This is a genomic window from Novosphingobium sp. KA1, assembly GCF_017309955.1.
In the GTDB taxonomy this organism is placed as follows: Bacteria; Pseudomonadota; Alphaproteobacteria; order Sphingomonadales; family Sphingomonadaceae; genus Novosphingobium.
Genome location: NZ_CP021248.1, coordinates 1,177,443 through 1,192,158, shown reverse-complemented (window position 1 = coordinate 1,192,158; position 14,716 = coordinate 1,177,443). Strand labels below are relative to the sequence as shown.

The window sequence follows — 14,716 nt, the reverse complement described above, 5'->3', positions numbered from 1 at the left end:
ACTCCTGTGCGATCGAAGGGGGCGTTATTCGGGCAGGTGCGGCAGCACGAAGGACAGCGAGGCGCGGTGTTCGAGCTGCTGGTACTTCACGGGATTGTCGGTGGGGCTGACGAAGATCGCCATCAGCACGTTGATCCCCTGGTTGCGCACCTTGACGGTGGCATAGCCATCCTTGTCGGTCTTCACCGCCGCTTCGTCGGGATCGTTGACGTAGTCGGTCATGACCTGCGCGCCGGCAGCGGGCTTGCCCGCGTAATAGACGCGGACCTTCATCGGCGATCCCGCCTTCTGCGGAATATCCGTGCCGACCGGCACCAGCTGCAGCGTCTGGCCGGCAAGCAGCGGCACCTGCCTGGTCGGCATGCGGGTCAGGTGTACTGCGTACTTGAAGTTGTGCTCGCTGAGGCCCGCGCCCGGCACTTCGTCGCGTCCCTTGTTGTGGAACTCGCCGGAGGCATCCTTGGTCCAGATGCCGTAGTCCATCACGGCGGCCACGGCGGCAACCGGCTCGTCGCTGTCGACCACGGGGATGGCACCGGCATCGCGCAGCTTGACGTCGACATCGTTCCAGTCCTCGTCATAACCCTTGACCAGCGTCAGCTTGCTTTCGCGGGCGACGGCATCGAGGTCGTCGGCACCGACGCCGTAGATGAGCGCCAGCTGGCGCGCACGCTGGGCGAACCAGATGCCATGGGCCTGGGCGGGCAGGACAGTCGCCACGCTCGCCGCGGCGGCGAGCGCCAGGCTTGAGACTTTCACTAGGCGCATACACGTAGCCATCTTCGTATCTCCTTGAACCTGTCGAGGGTCAGACTGCGGGCTTTGGCCGGTGGATTTTACTTTTGTGACGCATCACAGCGGCACAAACTTCCGATTCTTTCGCCGGGAAGGTGTCCGGTGACATTTTGCCGCAAGGCGGATTGGAGGCGCCGGGACGCGGCATTTCGTCGGGCCGGGCGATTTTGGCAGTTTGTGCGGTCCGCCGCGTCATTCCGGCAGAGCCCGCGCCCGGACGCGATTAGATTGGCCGGGTTCGCCCCGCCGTGCAGGTGCCGCGCAAGCCGCCTGCCCGCCGGAGCCCGCTTCCACAGCAAGGACCCTCACCAGTGACCGATCCGATCGCCCACCTTTCCGCTTCCGGCCACCTCGACCAGATGTTCGTTGACGGTTGCTGGCGCGCTCCGAACGGAGCCGACCGGGCATCGGTGATCGATCCGGCGAGCGAAGCCGAAGTCGCGCAGATCGCGCTGGGTGACGGCGAGGATGTCGACAGCGCCGTCGCAGCGGCGCGCAGGGCGTTTGGCGGCTGGTCGAACACGCCGGTCGAGACGCGGGTTGCCCTGCTCCGGCGCATTCACGCGCTGCTGCTCGATCGCGCGGACCTGTTCGCGCGGGCCATTTCGCTGGAAATGGGCTCCGCCATCACCGCCGCGCGTGCGGCGCAGGTGCCGTTCGCGGCCGAACATGTCCGGGTGGCGGCCGACAACCTGGCCGAATTTGCCTTCACGAGCCTGCGCGGCACCACTGCCATCGCCCGCGAGCCGGTAGGCGTCTGCGCGCTCATCACGCCGTGGAACTGGCCGCTCTACCAGATCACCGCCAAGGTCGCGCCGGCGCTGGCGGCAGGATGTACCGTGGTGCTCAAGCCCAGCGAGTTGTCACCCCTCAGCGCGGTGCTGTTTGCCGAGGTCATGGCGGAGGCGGGAACGCCGGAGGGCGTGTTCAACCTTGTCCAGGGAACGGGCCCGGTCGTGGGCGAGGCGCTTGCGCGTCATCCCGGGGTGGACATGATCTCGATCACCGGCTCGACGCGCGCAGGCGTGCTGGTCTCGCAGGCCGCCGCCGAAACGATCAAGCGGGTAGCTCTGGAACTGGGCGGCAAGTCGCCCAACGTGGTCTTGCCCGATGCCGACCTGGAACGGGCCATTCCGCTCGGCGTAGCGGCCTGCATGCGCAATGTCGGACAATCGTGCAGCGCGCCGACCCGCATGATCGTTCCCCGCGCCCGCCTCGCCGAAGTCGAACGCCTGGCGGCCGGGACTGCGAGCGCATTTGTGGTTGGCGATCCGTTCGACGAGGCGACGACGCATGGTCCCATCGCCAACCGTGCCCAATACGAGCGTGTCCAGCGCATGATCGAGGTCGGCATCGCCGAAGGGGCAAAACTGCTGACCGGCGGTCCCGGCCGGCCAGCGGGATGCGCGCAGGGCTGGTACGCGCGGCCAACGGTGTTCTCCGAGGTCCGCACCGACATGGCCATCGCGCAGGACGAGATCTTTGGCCCGGTCCTTTGCATTATCCCTTACGACACCGTCGACGAGGCCGTCGCGATCGCCAATGACACGGTCTACGGTCTGGGCGCGCACGTGCAGGGCTCGGACCTCGAGGTGGCACGGGCCGTGGCCCGGCGCATACGCAGCGGGCAGGTCCATCTCAACCATCCTGCCTGGGATCCGCAGGCGCCGTTTGGCGGCTACAAGCAATCGGGCAACGGCCGCGAATACGGCATCGAGGGCATGGAGGAGTTTCTCGAGACAAAGGCCATCGTCGGCTTCGCATGAGCCTGGAGGGCACAGCGCGATGATGCCTGGCCGCTCGGGCAGCGCATCGTCCCGGATACGGCATCCGGGTTTGAACGCGTCGCGAGATCGGGACAAAAACCGGAAGTGCGATTGTCGGCGGGGCGCTTTTGGGGGTGATTTGTTAACAGACTCCTGCAATGCAGCCCCGCCAATTCGCGGAGTCCCCCCACTTGCTCGATATTCTCGTCTGCATTCGCGACGACCATGACTTGCGTTTTGTCGCATTTGCAGCGGCCATTTGCTGGCTCTCGGCCACGGCGGCCGTGCTGATACTGCGCCACGCGTCGCGGGACGGAGCGCGGCAACGCGCCGGCTGGACCGCAGTGGGAGGCATGCTTTCGGGCATCGGCATCTGGGCGACGCACTTCATCGCGATGCTGGGGTATGAACGCGGCCTGATTGTCGGCTACCGCACCGGGGAGACGGCCGCCTCGCTGGTGCTTGTGGCCGCCGTGATGGCGGGGGCATTCCTGCTGGTGACGCGGTTTCGCGACAGGCGGGGCGTGCTGCTCGGCGCTCTGCTGGCGGGCGGCGGCATTGCGGCGATGCACTATCTCGGCATGACCGCGCTCGAAATGCCCGCCATGATCGCCTGGCGCTGGCCCTATGTCCTGCTTTCGCTGACCTTGGGACTGCTGCCATTCTATCCGGCCTTGCGCCTTGCAACGGGCCACCAGGGATTCGCCAAGGGATTGGGCGCGGTTTTGCTGATGTTCGGCGCCATTGTCGGTTTGCACTTCAGCGGAATGGCTGCCATTCATCTTGTTCCATCTCGAATCGAGTTGCAGGCGGCGACAATTTCACCCGAGACGATCACAATCGCGATTGCGGCAATCGCGATGACCCTTCTGGCGCTTTGCCTGTGCGGCTGGGTGATGTCTCGCCGCGCCGCCGCTGCGGTTGCCGACAGCGAGCGGCAGTTCAGCATCCTCGCCAAGGGCTTGACCGACAGCGCGCTCTACCTGCTGGATGGCAACGGTCTGGTCACGAACTGGAACGCGGGTGCCCAGCGCCTCAAGGGATACCACGCCGACGAAGTGGTCGGCAGCCCGCTGGCGCGTTTCTACACGGTGGAGGACCAGGACAGCGACAAGCCCGCTATGGCGCTCGCCATGGCTGCCGAGCATGGCAAGTTCACCGGTGAGGGCTGGCGTGTCCGCAAGGATGGCACGCGCTTCTGGGCTCATGTGACGATCGAGCGCATTCGTGACGAGGCCGGCAAGCAACTGGGCTTTGCCAAGCTGACGCGCGACATGACGCGCCTGAAGGAAGATCAGGATCGCATCGCGACGGCAAACCGGCACCTCGATGCGGCGCTCGAACATATGCATCAGGGCCTTTGCCTGTTCGATGGGACCGGCCATCTGGTGCTGCGCAACCGCCGCTTTGCCGAGCTCTGGCAATTGTCGGAGGCAGACTGCCTGCCCGGCGCCACGTTCGAGCAGGTCGCCCGTGCGGCGATGGAATCGCGCAGCGGCACGGACATCCCGCCGGAACGTATCGAGGTGATGCGCGCCACGCTCGAACAGGTGCTCTCGGCGCAGGACGCGCCGCCGGTGATCCGCGAGTTCGGTGAGGAGTTCGCCGTGTCGATCTCCAGTCGGCGCCTGCCCGACGGCGGCTGGGTGACGACCTTCGAGGACATTACCGAGCGGCGCCGTTCCGAAGCGCAGATCGCCCATATGGCGCTGCACGACGGGCTGACCGGATTGCCCAACCGAACCAGCTTCAACCGCTGGCTCGATCTCGAGATCGACAATGCGGCCGCGCGCGATCGGCAAGTGGCGCTGATTGCCATCGATCTCGACCGGTTCAAGGAAATCAACGATACGCAAGGCCACGCTGCCGGTGACGAAGTGCTGCAAAAGGTCGCCGCCGCGCTGTCCGGCGCCTTGCGCGAGGGGGAGATCGCCGCGCGCCTGGGCGGGGACGAGTTCGCGGTTGCCCGCTCGCTCACGCAAAAACGGTCGGCCAGCGACGGCGAAGTCGCAGAGTTCGTCTCGCGCATCGACCATTGCCTGACCTCGCTCGGCGGCCATGACGAGGCGACCGATGGCGAGACGAGCAGCGGCGGCGTGGTCATCGGCGCCAGCCTCGGCATTGCGCTGTCGCCCGATGTGCCCGATCGCGAAGCCCTGCTCAACAACGCGGACCTGGCGATGTACCGCGCCAAGAGCAGCTTCAGCGAGCACATCTGCTATTACGAGGCGGGCATGGACGAGAGCGCCCGTCATCGCCGCCTGCTGGCCAACGATTTGCGGCAGGCGATCGCGCGCAACGAGTTCGAGGTGCTCTACCAGCCCCAGCGCTCGCTGCGGACCAACGAGATCAGCGGCTACGAAGCGCTGCTGCGCTGGCATCATCCGCGTCTCGGCACGATTTCTCCGTCCGAGTTCATTCCGATCGCGGAGGAGACCGGCGAGATCATCCGTATCGGCGAATGGGTGCTGCGGGCGGCCTGTGCCGAAGTCGTCACGTGGCCGGGCAAGGACAAGATCGCGGTCAATCTGTCCCCGGTCCAGTTGCTCCAGGCCGACCTGCCGGAAGTGGTCACCCAGATCCTGCACGAGGTCGGCATGTCGCCGCAGCGCCTTGAACTGGAGATCACCGAAACCGCGATCATTGCCGACAAGACCCGCGCGCTCCACACGCTGCGGCGGATCAAGGCGCTGGGCGTCAGCGTGGCGATGGACGACTTCGGCACCGGCTATTCCTCGCTCGACACGCTCCATTCCTTCCCCTTCGACAAGATCAAGATCGACAAGTCGTTCCTGCTGGAATCGCGCGAGAGCGAACAGGCGCGGGCCATCATCCGCGCGGTTCTGGCGCTTGGCCACAGCCTTGGCATTCCAGTGCTCGCCGAAGGCGTAGAGACCCACGAACAGCTGCAATTGCTGCTGGGCGAAGGGTGTGACGAGGCGCAGGGCTACTATTTCGGGCGCCCGGGGCCGCCACCCGGCGTCGATCGCACTCTGGCTGTCAGCGCCTGATAATGCGGGAAAACGGGTGGAAGCGATGGCTTCCACCCGTTTTCCTTTGCGGCCGGTAATTCAGGCGTTCATCTCAATCGCTGATTTCAGGCAATCGTCGGCACGATCCCGCCTTCGACGCGGATCGCCGCGCCATTGGTGATGGCGCCGAGCGGACTTGCCAGCAGGGCGACCTGGGCGGCGATCTCGTCGGCCTCGATCAGGCGGCGGATCAACGAGAGCGGGCGCATCCTGGCGAAGAACTCGGCCTCGCGTTCGGCCTCGGGGGCATCCTTGTTGTCGACCACCGAGCGGATGAATTCGACAATGCCTTCCGAACGCGTGGGGCCAGGCAGGACCGAATTGACGGTAACCCCGGTGCCCCGCGTCTGCTCGGCCAGGCCGCGTGCGATCGCCAGCTGCGCGGTCTTGGTCATGCCGTAGTGGATCATCTCTCCGGGGATCACCAGTGCGCTTTCGCTGGCGATGAAGATCACGCGGCCCCAGCCGCTTGCCAGCATCTGCGGGAAATAGTGACGGGCAAGGCGGGCGCCGCTCACCACGTTTACCTCGAAGAAGTGGTGCCAGTCGGCATCGGTGATTTCGGTGAAGGGCTTGGCTTCGTAGATGCCGAGGTTGTTGACGAGGATGTCGGCGGCGGGGACGGCGGCGATCAGGGCTTCGGCGCCTTGTGCGGTTGCCGGATCGGCCAGTATGGCACGCACCTTGCCGCCGTTTGCAGCCGCTTCGGCGACTTCGGCGGCCGCGGCATCGAGCTTGTCCTGGCTGCGGCCACTGATGGCGACGTCGACGCCTTCGGCTGCGAGGCGCTGGGCGATGGCAAGGCCGATGCCGGCCGTCGATCCGGTGACGAGGGCGGTCTTTCCGGTGAGTTTGAGGTCCATCTGGGCATTCCTTTACGTTCGGGGGAGAGGGATGGCCGGAAGATAGGTGAAGTCGACATTGATGATTAGATCGAGGCAATGCATCTTAGAAGTGCATCGGGATCACGAGTAAGGCCATGGACAACCGCTTAGGCGACATGCAGATTTTCCTCGCCGTGGCGCAGTCCGGCAGCTTTGCCGGTGCCGCTCGGGCCCTTCGGCTGACGCCGTCCGCGGTCAGCCGGGCGATCTCCAGGCTGGAACTCCGCCTCGGCGTGCAGATGGTGAGCCGCACCACGCGGGCCTTGTCGCTGACCGCCGAAGGCGAAGTCTATCGTGAGCGCGTCTCCGGGCTCATCGCCGAAGTCGACGAAGTGGAGCGCGGCTTCATGGCAAACGAGGAAGCCCCACGGGGGCCGCTGCGCGTCAACGCCTCGGTGCCGTTCGGGACCCAGTGCCTGCTGCCGATCCTGCCGCGCTTTCTGGCCCGCTATCCGGCGGTGCGGGTGGAACTGGCGCTGGCCGATGAACTGGTCGACCTGGTCGAGGCGCGGGCGGACATCGCGATCCGCATCGGCCCGCTGCGGGACACCGGGCTGAAGGCCAAGAAGCTGGCCCGCAGCGCCATGGCGCTGGTGGCCAGTCCCGCCTACCTTGAGGCGCGGGGCATGCCGGGGCACCCGCGCGATCTCGCCCGGCACGCCTGCCTCCAGTTCAGCTTCCGGCGCTCGCTCGACAGTTGGCCGTTCCGCATCGATGGTGCGCTCGTCCAGCGGCCGGTCGAGGCCGCGTTTCTCGGCAATTCGGGCGAGGTGGTGCGGCTCATGGCGGTGGCCGGCGGCGGGATCGCGCGGCTCGGGCAGTTCCACGTCGCCGCCGATCTGGCGGCGGGCCGACTGGTGGAAGTTCTCGGCGACTTCAATCCCGGCGATCACGAGGAGATCCACGCGCTCTATGTGGGCCATCGGCGCATGGCCTCACGCATCCGCGCCTTCCTGGATTTCCTCGAGGCGGAGCTGCGGTTCATCTAACGCTTTTCGATATTATCGAACATTTGGATTTATATTATCGCGATTTCGCGAAAACCTGAAAAGGCGCATCTGCATCTGCGAGCCGGACGTCCGATGAGGCGCAGCCCCCGGCACCCCATGCAGGAGCAGTGCCATGACCCGGATGATCGAGAACCTTCATGAACGCGCCCGGCCTTATGCCAACATGGCCCAGCCGGTGATCATCGCGCTGAGCACGGCGGGTCTGACCGGCGGGACGATGGCCGCTCTGGGCCTGATTGCCGATCACGCCTGGCGCCGCCGCAAGGCCGGAAGCGCGCTCGTCAACTGAGCAGGTCCTCCGCCGGGCTCGTCAGGCGCGGGACCAGGACCCCACTCACGATACGCCATTGTCATCCCGTCGGCACGGTTTGCCGGCGGGAGTTTTTTTGCCCAGCGCAACGCCGGGCATGAACAGGGTGCGGCCCGGGCGGGTGCGGGCGCCAGGCCCACACCCTGTTCATACCTTGTGAGGCAAGGCCGAGACCGGATCGCGGGCGAACAGCGCCGTGCTGCCGACCACCAGCATGCTGGCCACTGCCAGCGGCACAGCGAGGTTGAAGCGCAGTAATGCCGCGCCCAGCGCCGCGCCAAGGAAGATTGAAAGAACCGCCGCAAAACGCCGCGCGAAGTTGGGAGAGGGCGACCGGCCGGTCTGGTCGGCGGCGATGCCGGTAATCGTCAAGGTCAGCACCGTCGTCGTGAGGTCCGGAACCTTCAGGGCACGGATCGTTGCGTTGCGCAGGCCCATTGCGAAGCCCGTCAGCACGATCACCGTGAGCACGGCGGCTTCCGGCGCCTGGGCCGCGACGTCGATGGTCAGTGCGACCAGCGCGGCAGCGAGAAGCAGGCTGCCTTCGACAACCGAAGCGCGCAGAAGCCAGCGCCGTAGCGGCAAGGCGGAATGGGCACGGGCGAGCTTGCCCGCCCCCCATGCGCCGCCCATGAAGGCCAGCAGCGCCATGACCGCGGGCAGAACCCTGAAGCCGGGCGTGCCGACCGCGGCGAATCCGAGGAACACGACATTCCCGGTCATGTTGGCGGTGAAGACCTTGCCGAGCCCCAGCACCGACGCCGCGTCGACGAGGCCGGTGGTGGCGGACAGCAGCAACAGCAGCCGTGGGAGCGAGGAGGATGAGCTGGGTGGGGGCGGTGTTGCTGTCATTACGATCTCCGGGGGGAAAGAGAGGTAGTGCCGCAGGTCTAGGTCCATGCCGCAAGGGCCGGTATCCGCATAAGATCGTTCGTTTCGTTCGAAACGATGGAATGCCGATCAGAACCGGAAGTTGCTTTCGAGACCAAGCATGCGGATCGTTTTGGCGGAGCCGGTCTCGCGGATGAAGCGGCCGGGGGCAAAGGCGGAAAGCGATGCGGAAAGTTCGAGTTCGGCCGTCGCCTGCCAGGCGAGCGTCGCTTCCACTTCCTTGCCGACGAATTTCGCGCGACTGTTTCCGGTATCGCGGATCAGGTTGCCGGGGATGTCGTATATCCCGTCTTCCCGAGAATAGCGCCAGTAGGCCATGGCGGCGAAGCTGGCCGAGACATCCGGAGCCAGTTGCATGCCAAGCGAGGAATAGGCATTGACGATGTTGTAGGGGCCGACCGGCGAGAGTTCGCCGAAATACTTGCCCTTGGGGAATAGCGCATTGAACGTGCCGAGCCGGTTGTCTGACCGGTTCCTGTCGCCGCTGACGACATTGACGCGCAGCGTGAGATCGGGCGTAAGCGGGGCGTCCGGGAAGGCACGGCCGAGTTCGCTGCCCAGCGTCCAGGCCGAAATCGGACCACCTGCAAACCGGCCGAACTGGTAGACGCCCTCGACGTTCCAGTGCCAGTCGTCGCGCTTGCCGTGCCAGCGCGCGCCAAGGCTGTGGCGGGTCTCGGTGCCTTCGCGCGTGCCCCAATGCGCCGCATCGTTGCGGTAACCGAGGTAGTAGAGGTCGAGCATCGGCAGCGCGGCATAGGCGCCCCAGAGCGACTTGACGGGCGAGGTGCGGTCGTTGAAATCGCCCTTGCGCGCCTGGACGGGCTTTACCGCGAGCAGGCTGACGGTGGCTGCGCCCAGCTTCACGTTAGCGCGCAGTCCATCGAAGGCGAGCGGCACGTTGGGGCCGTAGCGGGTGCCGATCAGCCGCTCGGTGCCGAGCGAGAGCATCTGCCGCCCGCCGCGCAGGGTGACCGGGCCGAGGTCGGCTTCGACAAAGCCCTGCAGCAGGTCGACGCCGGTGCTGTCCACCGGGCCCGGCGCAGGCGCGACGGAGGCCGAAGTCGAGGCGATCGGTTGAACGAAAGCACGCAGCTTGCCGACATGAAGATCTGCGTAGGGCAAGGCGCGCAGCCAGACGTAGCTGTCGTTCGGCGCCTCGGCACCGCCCCAGAGGTTGTTTTCCAGGTTCTCGCTGCGCGCGCGCACTTCGATGCCGGTGGAAAGCCAGACCTCGTCGCTGAAGGGGATGTACTTGAACGGGCCGGTCCAGTGGTGTGCGCGCTTTTCGGTATCGGCGGGGTCCGACCAGTCTTCGTCGTAGCGGGTGATCGAAAGGGTGGGGGCCTGCCAGGCTTCGGTGGGTTCGGCCTGCGCCGCCGTTGGGACAATGCCAGGCAGGAATGCTGCCGCAAACAATGTCAGCGGAAGAAACCTAGGCACTGCGCCGCGCCCGGTAAGCGAGGATTGCGACCAGAATGAACCCGCCGACGAGGCCCATATGCTCGAAGAAGGCGTTGGTCGCACCGAAGCGCTCGGGTCCCGTCGGCATGGTCCAGAAGGCATTTGCGACCATCGCGGCGAAAAAGGTGAATACGCCGAGCATGCCTGCGCCCAGCCAGACGAAGCGCCCGGTCAGGATCAGCAGCGGGCCGATCAGTTCCACCGCGATGGTGAGCGCCGCCCAGAGCGCGGGCGGGGTCAGGCCGAAGTGGGCCTGTTCCGCCATGGCGCTGGGCCAGTCGGTCAGCTTGGTAAGGCCGCCGACGAGGTAGGCGCCCACCAGCAGGAGGCGGGCGAGAAACCCCGTCGGTGCGAAGTCCAGCACCGATGCGACGAATTTGGGAGTGCCGGTGCCGGACATGGCTCAGTTCACCTCGCCTGAGTGGATTTCGGCGATGTAACCGCCGGGGAAGCGGACGATGGCGGCTTGGCGCCCACCCGACTTGTACGGCGCCACCAGCGTTTCCACGCCCGCAGCCGAAGCCTTGGCGAGCGTCGCGTTGAGGTCGCTGACCGCATAGCCGGTCATGTCGCGGCCATAGGGCCAGGGCAGCTGGCCGTCCGAGACATAGACCACCATCTTGCCGTAGCCGCTGGTGATCGCGACGCGGCGGATGATCTTGCCGGGCTCGCCGATCTCGGCGCCATTGGCCGCCTTGTCGTCGGCGGTGATCCTGGCGTGGGCGAAGCCGGTCCAGCTCTTGATGAAGGTATCGGCGGCGTCGACCGTCAGGTAGATGCGGTTCTCCGGCACGGTTTCGAGCGGGGTGTAGCTCGGCTTGGCGGTGTGCCAGTAAAGCTGCATGTTCACGCCGCCCGGCCACTGGATCACCGAATCCCGCCCGATCGGATCGGGGAAGGTTTCCAGACGGCGCACCGCGCCATGGCTTCGCGCCGACTTCACCGCGGCATCGAGGTCGGTAACCAGATAGCCGGTGCGCTCATCGCCGAAGGGGTAGGGGATCGGCGTCTTGAAGCCGAAGACCGACACGGTGCCTGCAGGCGTCAGCACAAGCTGCGACTTGGTGAGGCTCCTGGTCGGCGTCACCTGGAATTCGCCCTGCTTGCTGGTGGTGCCGCCGAATGTGGCGACGAAGCTGGAAACGAACGTGTCGAACTGATCCTGCGGTACGTACACGTGAGTGGTGTCGTACTGCGCGCCAACCGAGTAGTCGGCGGCGAAAGCAGGCGTGAAAGCAGGGCTCGCAACCAGCATGGCGGTTGCGATGATCATGGTGACGCTTTTCATGTCTGTGGCTCCGATGGGGGGAGAGCGATGCCGTTCGGTGGGGCAAGACCTGTCTAGGCGGCGCTTGCGATCCCATGGATCCGAATAATATCGACTAATACGTTCGAAATTATGGAATAGTATCGGCACGGCCCCTCCTCGCCCGGAGGGGCCGTGCGGGATCAGACGGCCCAGCAGCCGCAGCCGAGCGAGCCCCAGAAGGTCTGGACATCGGCGGCGGGAACATTGGCGCCAAGCGCGGCGGCATGGTCGTGTCCGTGGACGCCGCAGGAACTGGCACAGCCGCAGGCGGAGGCGAGCTTCTGCTTGGCCTCCGGCGTCTGGTAATAGCCGCCGAACGTGGCGACCGGCGACCAGTCCGGCATCGGGCGCGGCAGCTGCGGCGCGAGCGGGCGATAGTCGCCCTCGCCGTGCACCACCTTGCCGCCCAGCAGCGTCAGGATCGAGCGGATGTGGACGATCTCGTTGTCCGGCACGCTGAAGTAGTCGTCGGAAAGCAGCGCGAGGTCGGCCAGTTGGCCCGCCTTGATCTGGCCCTTCTTGCCCACTTCGTTCGAGAACCAGGTGTTCTCGTGTGTCCACATGCGCAGCGCCTTCTCGCGGCTGACGCGGTTGTCGCCGCGATAGAGCGAGAGCCCGCCCACGGTGCGCCCGGTGACGAGCCACGAGAGCGAGACCCACGGGTTGTAACTGGCAACGCGGGTAGCGTCGGTGCCGCCGCCCACGGGGATGCCGGCGGCCAGCATCCGGGCAATCGGCGGCGTGCGTTCGGCCGCCTTGGCGCCGTAGCGCTCGACGAAGTATTCGCCCTGATAGGCCATGCGGTGCTGCACGGCGATACCGCCGCCGAGCGCGGCGATGCGGTCGATATTGCGGTCCGAAATGGTCTCGGCGTGGTCGAAGAACCAGTTGATGCCCTGAAGCGGGATGTCGCGGTTGACCTTCTCGTAAACGTCGAGCGCGCGGCCGATCGTCTCGTCATAAGTGGCGTGAAGGCGCCAGGGCCAGCGGTGCTCGGCCAAGAGGCGGATGACCGGTTCCAGATCGCCTTCCATGCAGGGCGGCATGTCGGGGCGCTCGACGCGGAAATCCTCGAAGTCGGCAGCGGAATAGACCAGCATCTCGCCCGCGCCGTTGTGGCGATAGGTGTCGTCGCCCTGTCCGGGGCTGACCTGCTTAACCCAGCCCGAGAAGTCCGCCAGTTCCTCCTTCGGCTTCTGCGTGAAGAGGTTGTAGCTGATGCGCACGGTCAGCTGGTCTTCGGCATGGAGCTTCTCGATGATGTCGTAATCGTCGGGATAGTTCTGGAAACCGCCGCCCGCGTCGATCACGCCGGTCACGCCCAGCGCGTTGACTTCGCGCATGAAGTGGCGGGTGGAATTGAGCTGGTACTCGGGCGGCAGCTTGGGGCCCTTGGCGAGCGTGGAATAGAGGATCGTCGCATTGGGCTGGGCGAGCAGCAGGCCGGTCGGATTGCCGGCGCCGTCGCGCATAATCTCGCCGCCCGGCGGGTTCGGCGTGTCCTTGGTATAGCCGACGACGCGCAGCGCGGCGGCGTTCAGCAGCGCGCGGTCGTAGAGGTGCAGGATGAAGACCGGCGTATCGGGCGCGACGGCGTTCAGTTCCTCGATGGTCGGCAGGCGCTTCTCGGCGAACTGGTGCTCGGTAAAGCCGCCGACGACGCGGACCCACTGCGGGGCAGGGGTGTTGTCGACCTGCCGCTTCAGCATCGCCATCGCTTCGGCCAGCGAGGTTACGCCGTCCCAGCGCAGCTCCATGTTGAAGTTCAGCCCGCCGCGAATGATGTGCATGTGGCTGTCGATCAGGCCGGGGATCAGGCGGCGGCCCTTGGCGTCTATCACCGTGGCATCGGGCGCGGCGGCTTCGCGGGCTTCCTGTTCGCTGCCCACGGTCAGGAACTTGCCGTCACGGATGACTACCGCTTCGGCCTGCGGGTTCTCGCGGTCGAGCGTGGTCACTTTGGCGTTGACGATGATCGTATCGGTCATGGGGGCTTCCTTGGATCGGGCGGTCTGGCCGGTGAGCATGGAGGGCAGCAGGGAGGTGGCCGCCGCTCCGAGGAATGCATGGCGGCGGGTGATCACGCCTCGCCCTTGTGGTCGGAGGTGCGACAGGGGAACTTGTCGCCCGGCAGGCGGCCGAGAACGTGCTTGCGGCAGTCGGTCTGGACGAACCGGGCGACTTCCTCGTGCGCCCAGATCCTCTTCGCCAGCGGAACGATCTGTTCGCCGAGGAGGATGCCGAGAAGCCCGATCAGGGCAATCATCGGCGGCGCCGGCGAACGGACACCGAGGAGACTGTAGACCACGCCCACCAGCAGCCCGGCAGCAATCGAGAGAAGGTAGGGTTTCATGGTTCAGTCTCCCCGGTGTCTCTGGGTCAGGCCTGCACGAAGGCGAGCAGGTCGGGATTGATGGTATCGGCGTTGACGGTCAGCATGCCGTGCGAGAAGCCCTCGTAGATCTTGAGCGTCGCGTTCGGCAGGATCTCGGCCTGGAGCACGCCGGCGTTCTTGTAGGGGACGACCTGATCGTCATCGCCGTGGAGGACGAGGGTGGGGACGGTGATCGCCTTCAGATCGTCGGTCTGGTCGGTTTCCGAGAAGGCCTTGATGCCTTCGTAGTGGGCCTTGGCGCTGCCGGTCATGCCCTGGCGCCACCAGTTGTCGATCACGGCGGGCAGCACGTTCGCGCCTTCGCGGTTGAAACCGTAGAACGGGCCCGAGGCGACATCGCGGAAGAACTGCGAGCGGTTGGCGGCAAGGCCGGCGCGCAGGCCGTCGAACACTTCGATGGGCAGGCCGCCGGGGTAACGCTCGGTCTTGAGCATGATCGGCGGCACCGCGCTGACCAGCACAGCCTTGGCGACGCGGCCCTGCGGGATGCCGTAGCGGGCGACATAGGCAGCCACTTCGCCGCCGCCGGTCGAGTGGCCGATGTGGACCGCGTTCCTGAGGTCGAGGTGTTCCATCACCGCCGCGGCATCGGCGGCGTAGTGGTCCATGTCGTGACCCTCGCTCACCTGCTGCGAGCGGCCGTGGCCCCGGCGGTCATGGGCGACGACGCGGTAGCCCTTGGAGAGGAAGAACAGCATCTGCGCGTCCCAGTCGTCCGACGAGAGCGGCCAGCCGTGGTGGAAGACGATCGGCTGGGCGTCCTTCGGGCCCCAGTCCTTGTAGAAGATTTGGGTGCCGTCCTTGGTGGTTACGTATGCCATGATGCTGATCCTTCGGTGGGTTGGGAGAGGGATTTGGGG

13 protein-coding genes are annotated in these 14,716 nt (G+C 66.0%); 4 read left to right on the top strand and 9 right to left on the bottom strand.

Annotation, left to right across the window (positions count from 1 at the left end; translation table 11 throughout):
- Positions 1-24: 24 nt before the first annotated feature.
- Positions 25-780 (bottom strand): DUF4198 domain-containing protein, encoded by a 756-nt coding sequence (locus tag CA833_RS23125; RefSeq protein WP_242526441.1) that lies wholly within the window; start codon positions 778-780, stop codon positions 25-27.
- Positions 781-1,106: 326 nt separating this feature from the next.
- On the opposite strand from CA833_RS23125, the gene CA833_RS23120 reads away from it, so the two are divergent.
- Both CA833_RS23120 and CA833_RS23115 read left to right on the top strand, forming a co-directional pair.
- The gene (locus CA833_RS23120; protein ID WP_242526440.1) at positions 1,107-2,561 is read left to right on the top strand and encodes an aldehyde dehydrogenase family protein; all 1,455 of its coding nucleotides are present in this window, start codon (positions 1,107-1,109) and stop codon (positions 2,559-2,561) included.
- 191 nt (positions 2,562-2,752) lie between these two features.
- Entirely contained in the window at positions 2,753-5,572 is a 2,820-nt protein-coding gene (locus CA833_RS23115; protein WP_207080344.1) for an EAL domain-containing protein, read from the top strand.
- An 86-nt stretch (positions 5,573-5,658) separates the two neighbouring features.
- Here the strand turns inward: CA833_RS23115 and CA833_RS23110 are convergent, their stop codons facing one another.
- Entirely contained in the window at positions 5,659-6,456 is a 798-nt protein-coding gene (locus CA833_RS23110; RefSeq protein ID WP_207080343.1) for an SDR family NAD(P)-dependent oxidoreductase, read from the bottom strand.
- A 116-nt stretch (positions 6,457-6,572) separates the two neighbouring features.
- Here CA833_RS23110 and CA833_RS23105 point away from each other — a divergent pair, with 116 nt between their 5' ends.
- Together CA833_RS23105 and CA833_RS23100 are read left to right on the top strand one after the other, a co-directional pair.
- A complete protein-coding gene (locus tag CA833_RS23105) occupies positions 6,573-7,466 on the top strand; it encodes a LysR family transcriptional regulator (protein WP_207080342.1) in 894 nt (297 codons plus the stop codon).
- A gap of 133 nt (positions 7,467-7,599) precedes the next feature.
- A complete protein-coding gene (locus CA833_RS23100) occupies positions 7,600-7,776 on the top strand; it encodes a hypothetical protein (protein ID WP_185928840.1) in 177 nt (58 codons plus the stop codon).
- A gap of 168 nt (positions 7,777-7,944) precedes the next feature.
- Here CA833_RS23100 and CA833_RS23095 read toward each other — a convergent pair whose 3' ends face one another.
- The 7 genes from CA833_RS23095 to CA833_RS23065 form a co-directional block, all read right to left on the bottom strand.
- Complete coding sequence (locus CA833_RS23095; RefSeq protein WP_207080341.1) at positions 7,945-8,649, bottom strand: YoaK family protein; 705 nt, start codon at positions 8,647-8,649, stop codon at positions 7,945-7,947.
- A gap of 108 nt (positions 8,650-8,757) precedes the next feature.
- Entirely contained in the window at positions 8,758-10,131 is a 1,374-nt protein-coding gene (locus tag CA833_RS23090) for an alginate export family protein (RefSeq protein WP_242526439.1), read from the bottom strand.
- Positions 10,124-10,552, bottom strand: coding sequence for a DoxX family protein (locus CA833_RS23085; protein ID WP_207080340.1), 429 nt, complete (start codon positions 10,550-10,552; stop codon positions 10,124-10,126). Before CA833_RS23085 ends, CA833_RS23090 begins: the two co-directional genes overlap by 8 nt.
- A 3-nt stretch (positions 10,553-10,555) precedes the next feature.
- Entirely contained in the window at positions 10,556-11,440 is an 885-nt protein-coding gene (locus tag CA833_RS23080; RefSeq protein WP_207080339.1) for a glyoxalase, read from the bottom strand.
- A 161-nt stretch (positions 11,441-11,601) separates the two neighbouring features.
- The gene (locus CA833_RS23075; RefSeq protein WP_207080338.1) at positions 11,602-13,449 is read right to left on the bottom strand and encodes an amidohydrolase; all 1,848 of its coding nucleotides are present in this window, start codon (positions 13,447-13,449) and stop codon (positions 11,602-11,604) included.
- Between the two features lie 92 nt (positions 13,450-13,541).
- Positions 13,542-13,814 (bottom strand): DUF1427 family protein, encoded by a 273-nt coding sequence (locus tag CA833_RS23070; protein WP_207080337.1) that lies wholly within the window; start codon positions 13,812-13,814, stop codon positions 13,542-13,544.
- A gap of 26 nt (positions 13,815-13,840) precedes the next feature.
- Positions 13,841-14,677 carry an alpha/beta fold hydrolase gene (locus CA833_RS23065; protein WP_207080336.1) on the bottom strand — a complete coding sequence of 279 codons (837 nt, stop codon included), beginning with the start codon at positions 14,675-14,677 and terminating at the stop codon, positions 13,841-13,843.
- Between the last annotated feature and the right edge of the window lie 39 nt (positions 14,678-14,716).

What these genes read in the sequence shown, in the direction of transcription:
- CA833_RS23125 (WP_242526441.1), bottom strand. Translation starts at nt 780, where the DNA reads ATGGCTACGTGTATGCGCCTAGTGAAAGTCTCAAGCCTGGCGCTCGCC.
- CA833_RS23110 (WP_207080343.1), bottom strand. Translation starts at nt 6,456, where the DNA reads ATGGACCTCAAACTCACCGGAAAGACCGCCCTCGTCACCGGATCGACG.
- CA833_RS23105 (WP_207080342.1), top strand. Translation starts at nt 6,573, where the DNA reads ATGGACAACCGCTTAGGCGACATGCAGATTTTCCTCGCCGTGGCGCAG.
- CA833_RS23100 (WP_185928840.1), top strand. Translation starts at nt 7,600, where the DNA reads ATGACCCGGATGATCGAGAACCTTCATGAACGCGCCCGGCCTTATGCC.
- CA833_RS23095 (WP_207080341.1), bottom strand. Translation starts at nt 8,649, where the DNA reads ATGACAGCAACACCGCCCCCACCCAGCTCATCCTCCTCGCTCCCACGG.
- CA833_RS23085 (WP_207080340.1), bottom strand. Translation starts at nt 10,552, where the DNA reads ATGTCCGGCACCGGCACTCCCAAATTCGTCGCATCGGTGCTGGACTTC.
- CA833_RS23080 (WP_207080339.1), bottom strand. Translation starts at nt 11,440, where the DNA reads ATGAAAAGCGTCACCATGATCATCGCAACCGCCATGCTGGTTGCGAGC.
- CA833_RS23075 (WP_207080338.1), bottom strand. Translation starts at nt 13,449, where the DNA reads ATGACCGATACGATCATCGTCAACGCCAAAGTGACCACGCTCGACCGC.
- CA833_RS23070 (WP_207080337.1), bottom strand. Translation starts at nt 13,814, where the DNA reads ATGAAACCCTACCTTCTCTCGATTGCTGCCGGGCTGCTGGTGGGCGTG.
- CA833_RS23065 (WP_207080336.1), bottom strand. Translation starts at nt 14,677, where the DNA reads ATGGCATACGTAACCACCAAGGACGGCACCCAAATCTTCTACAAGGAC.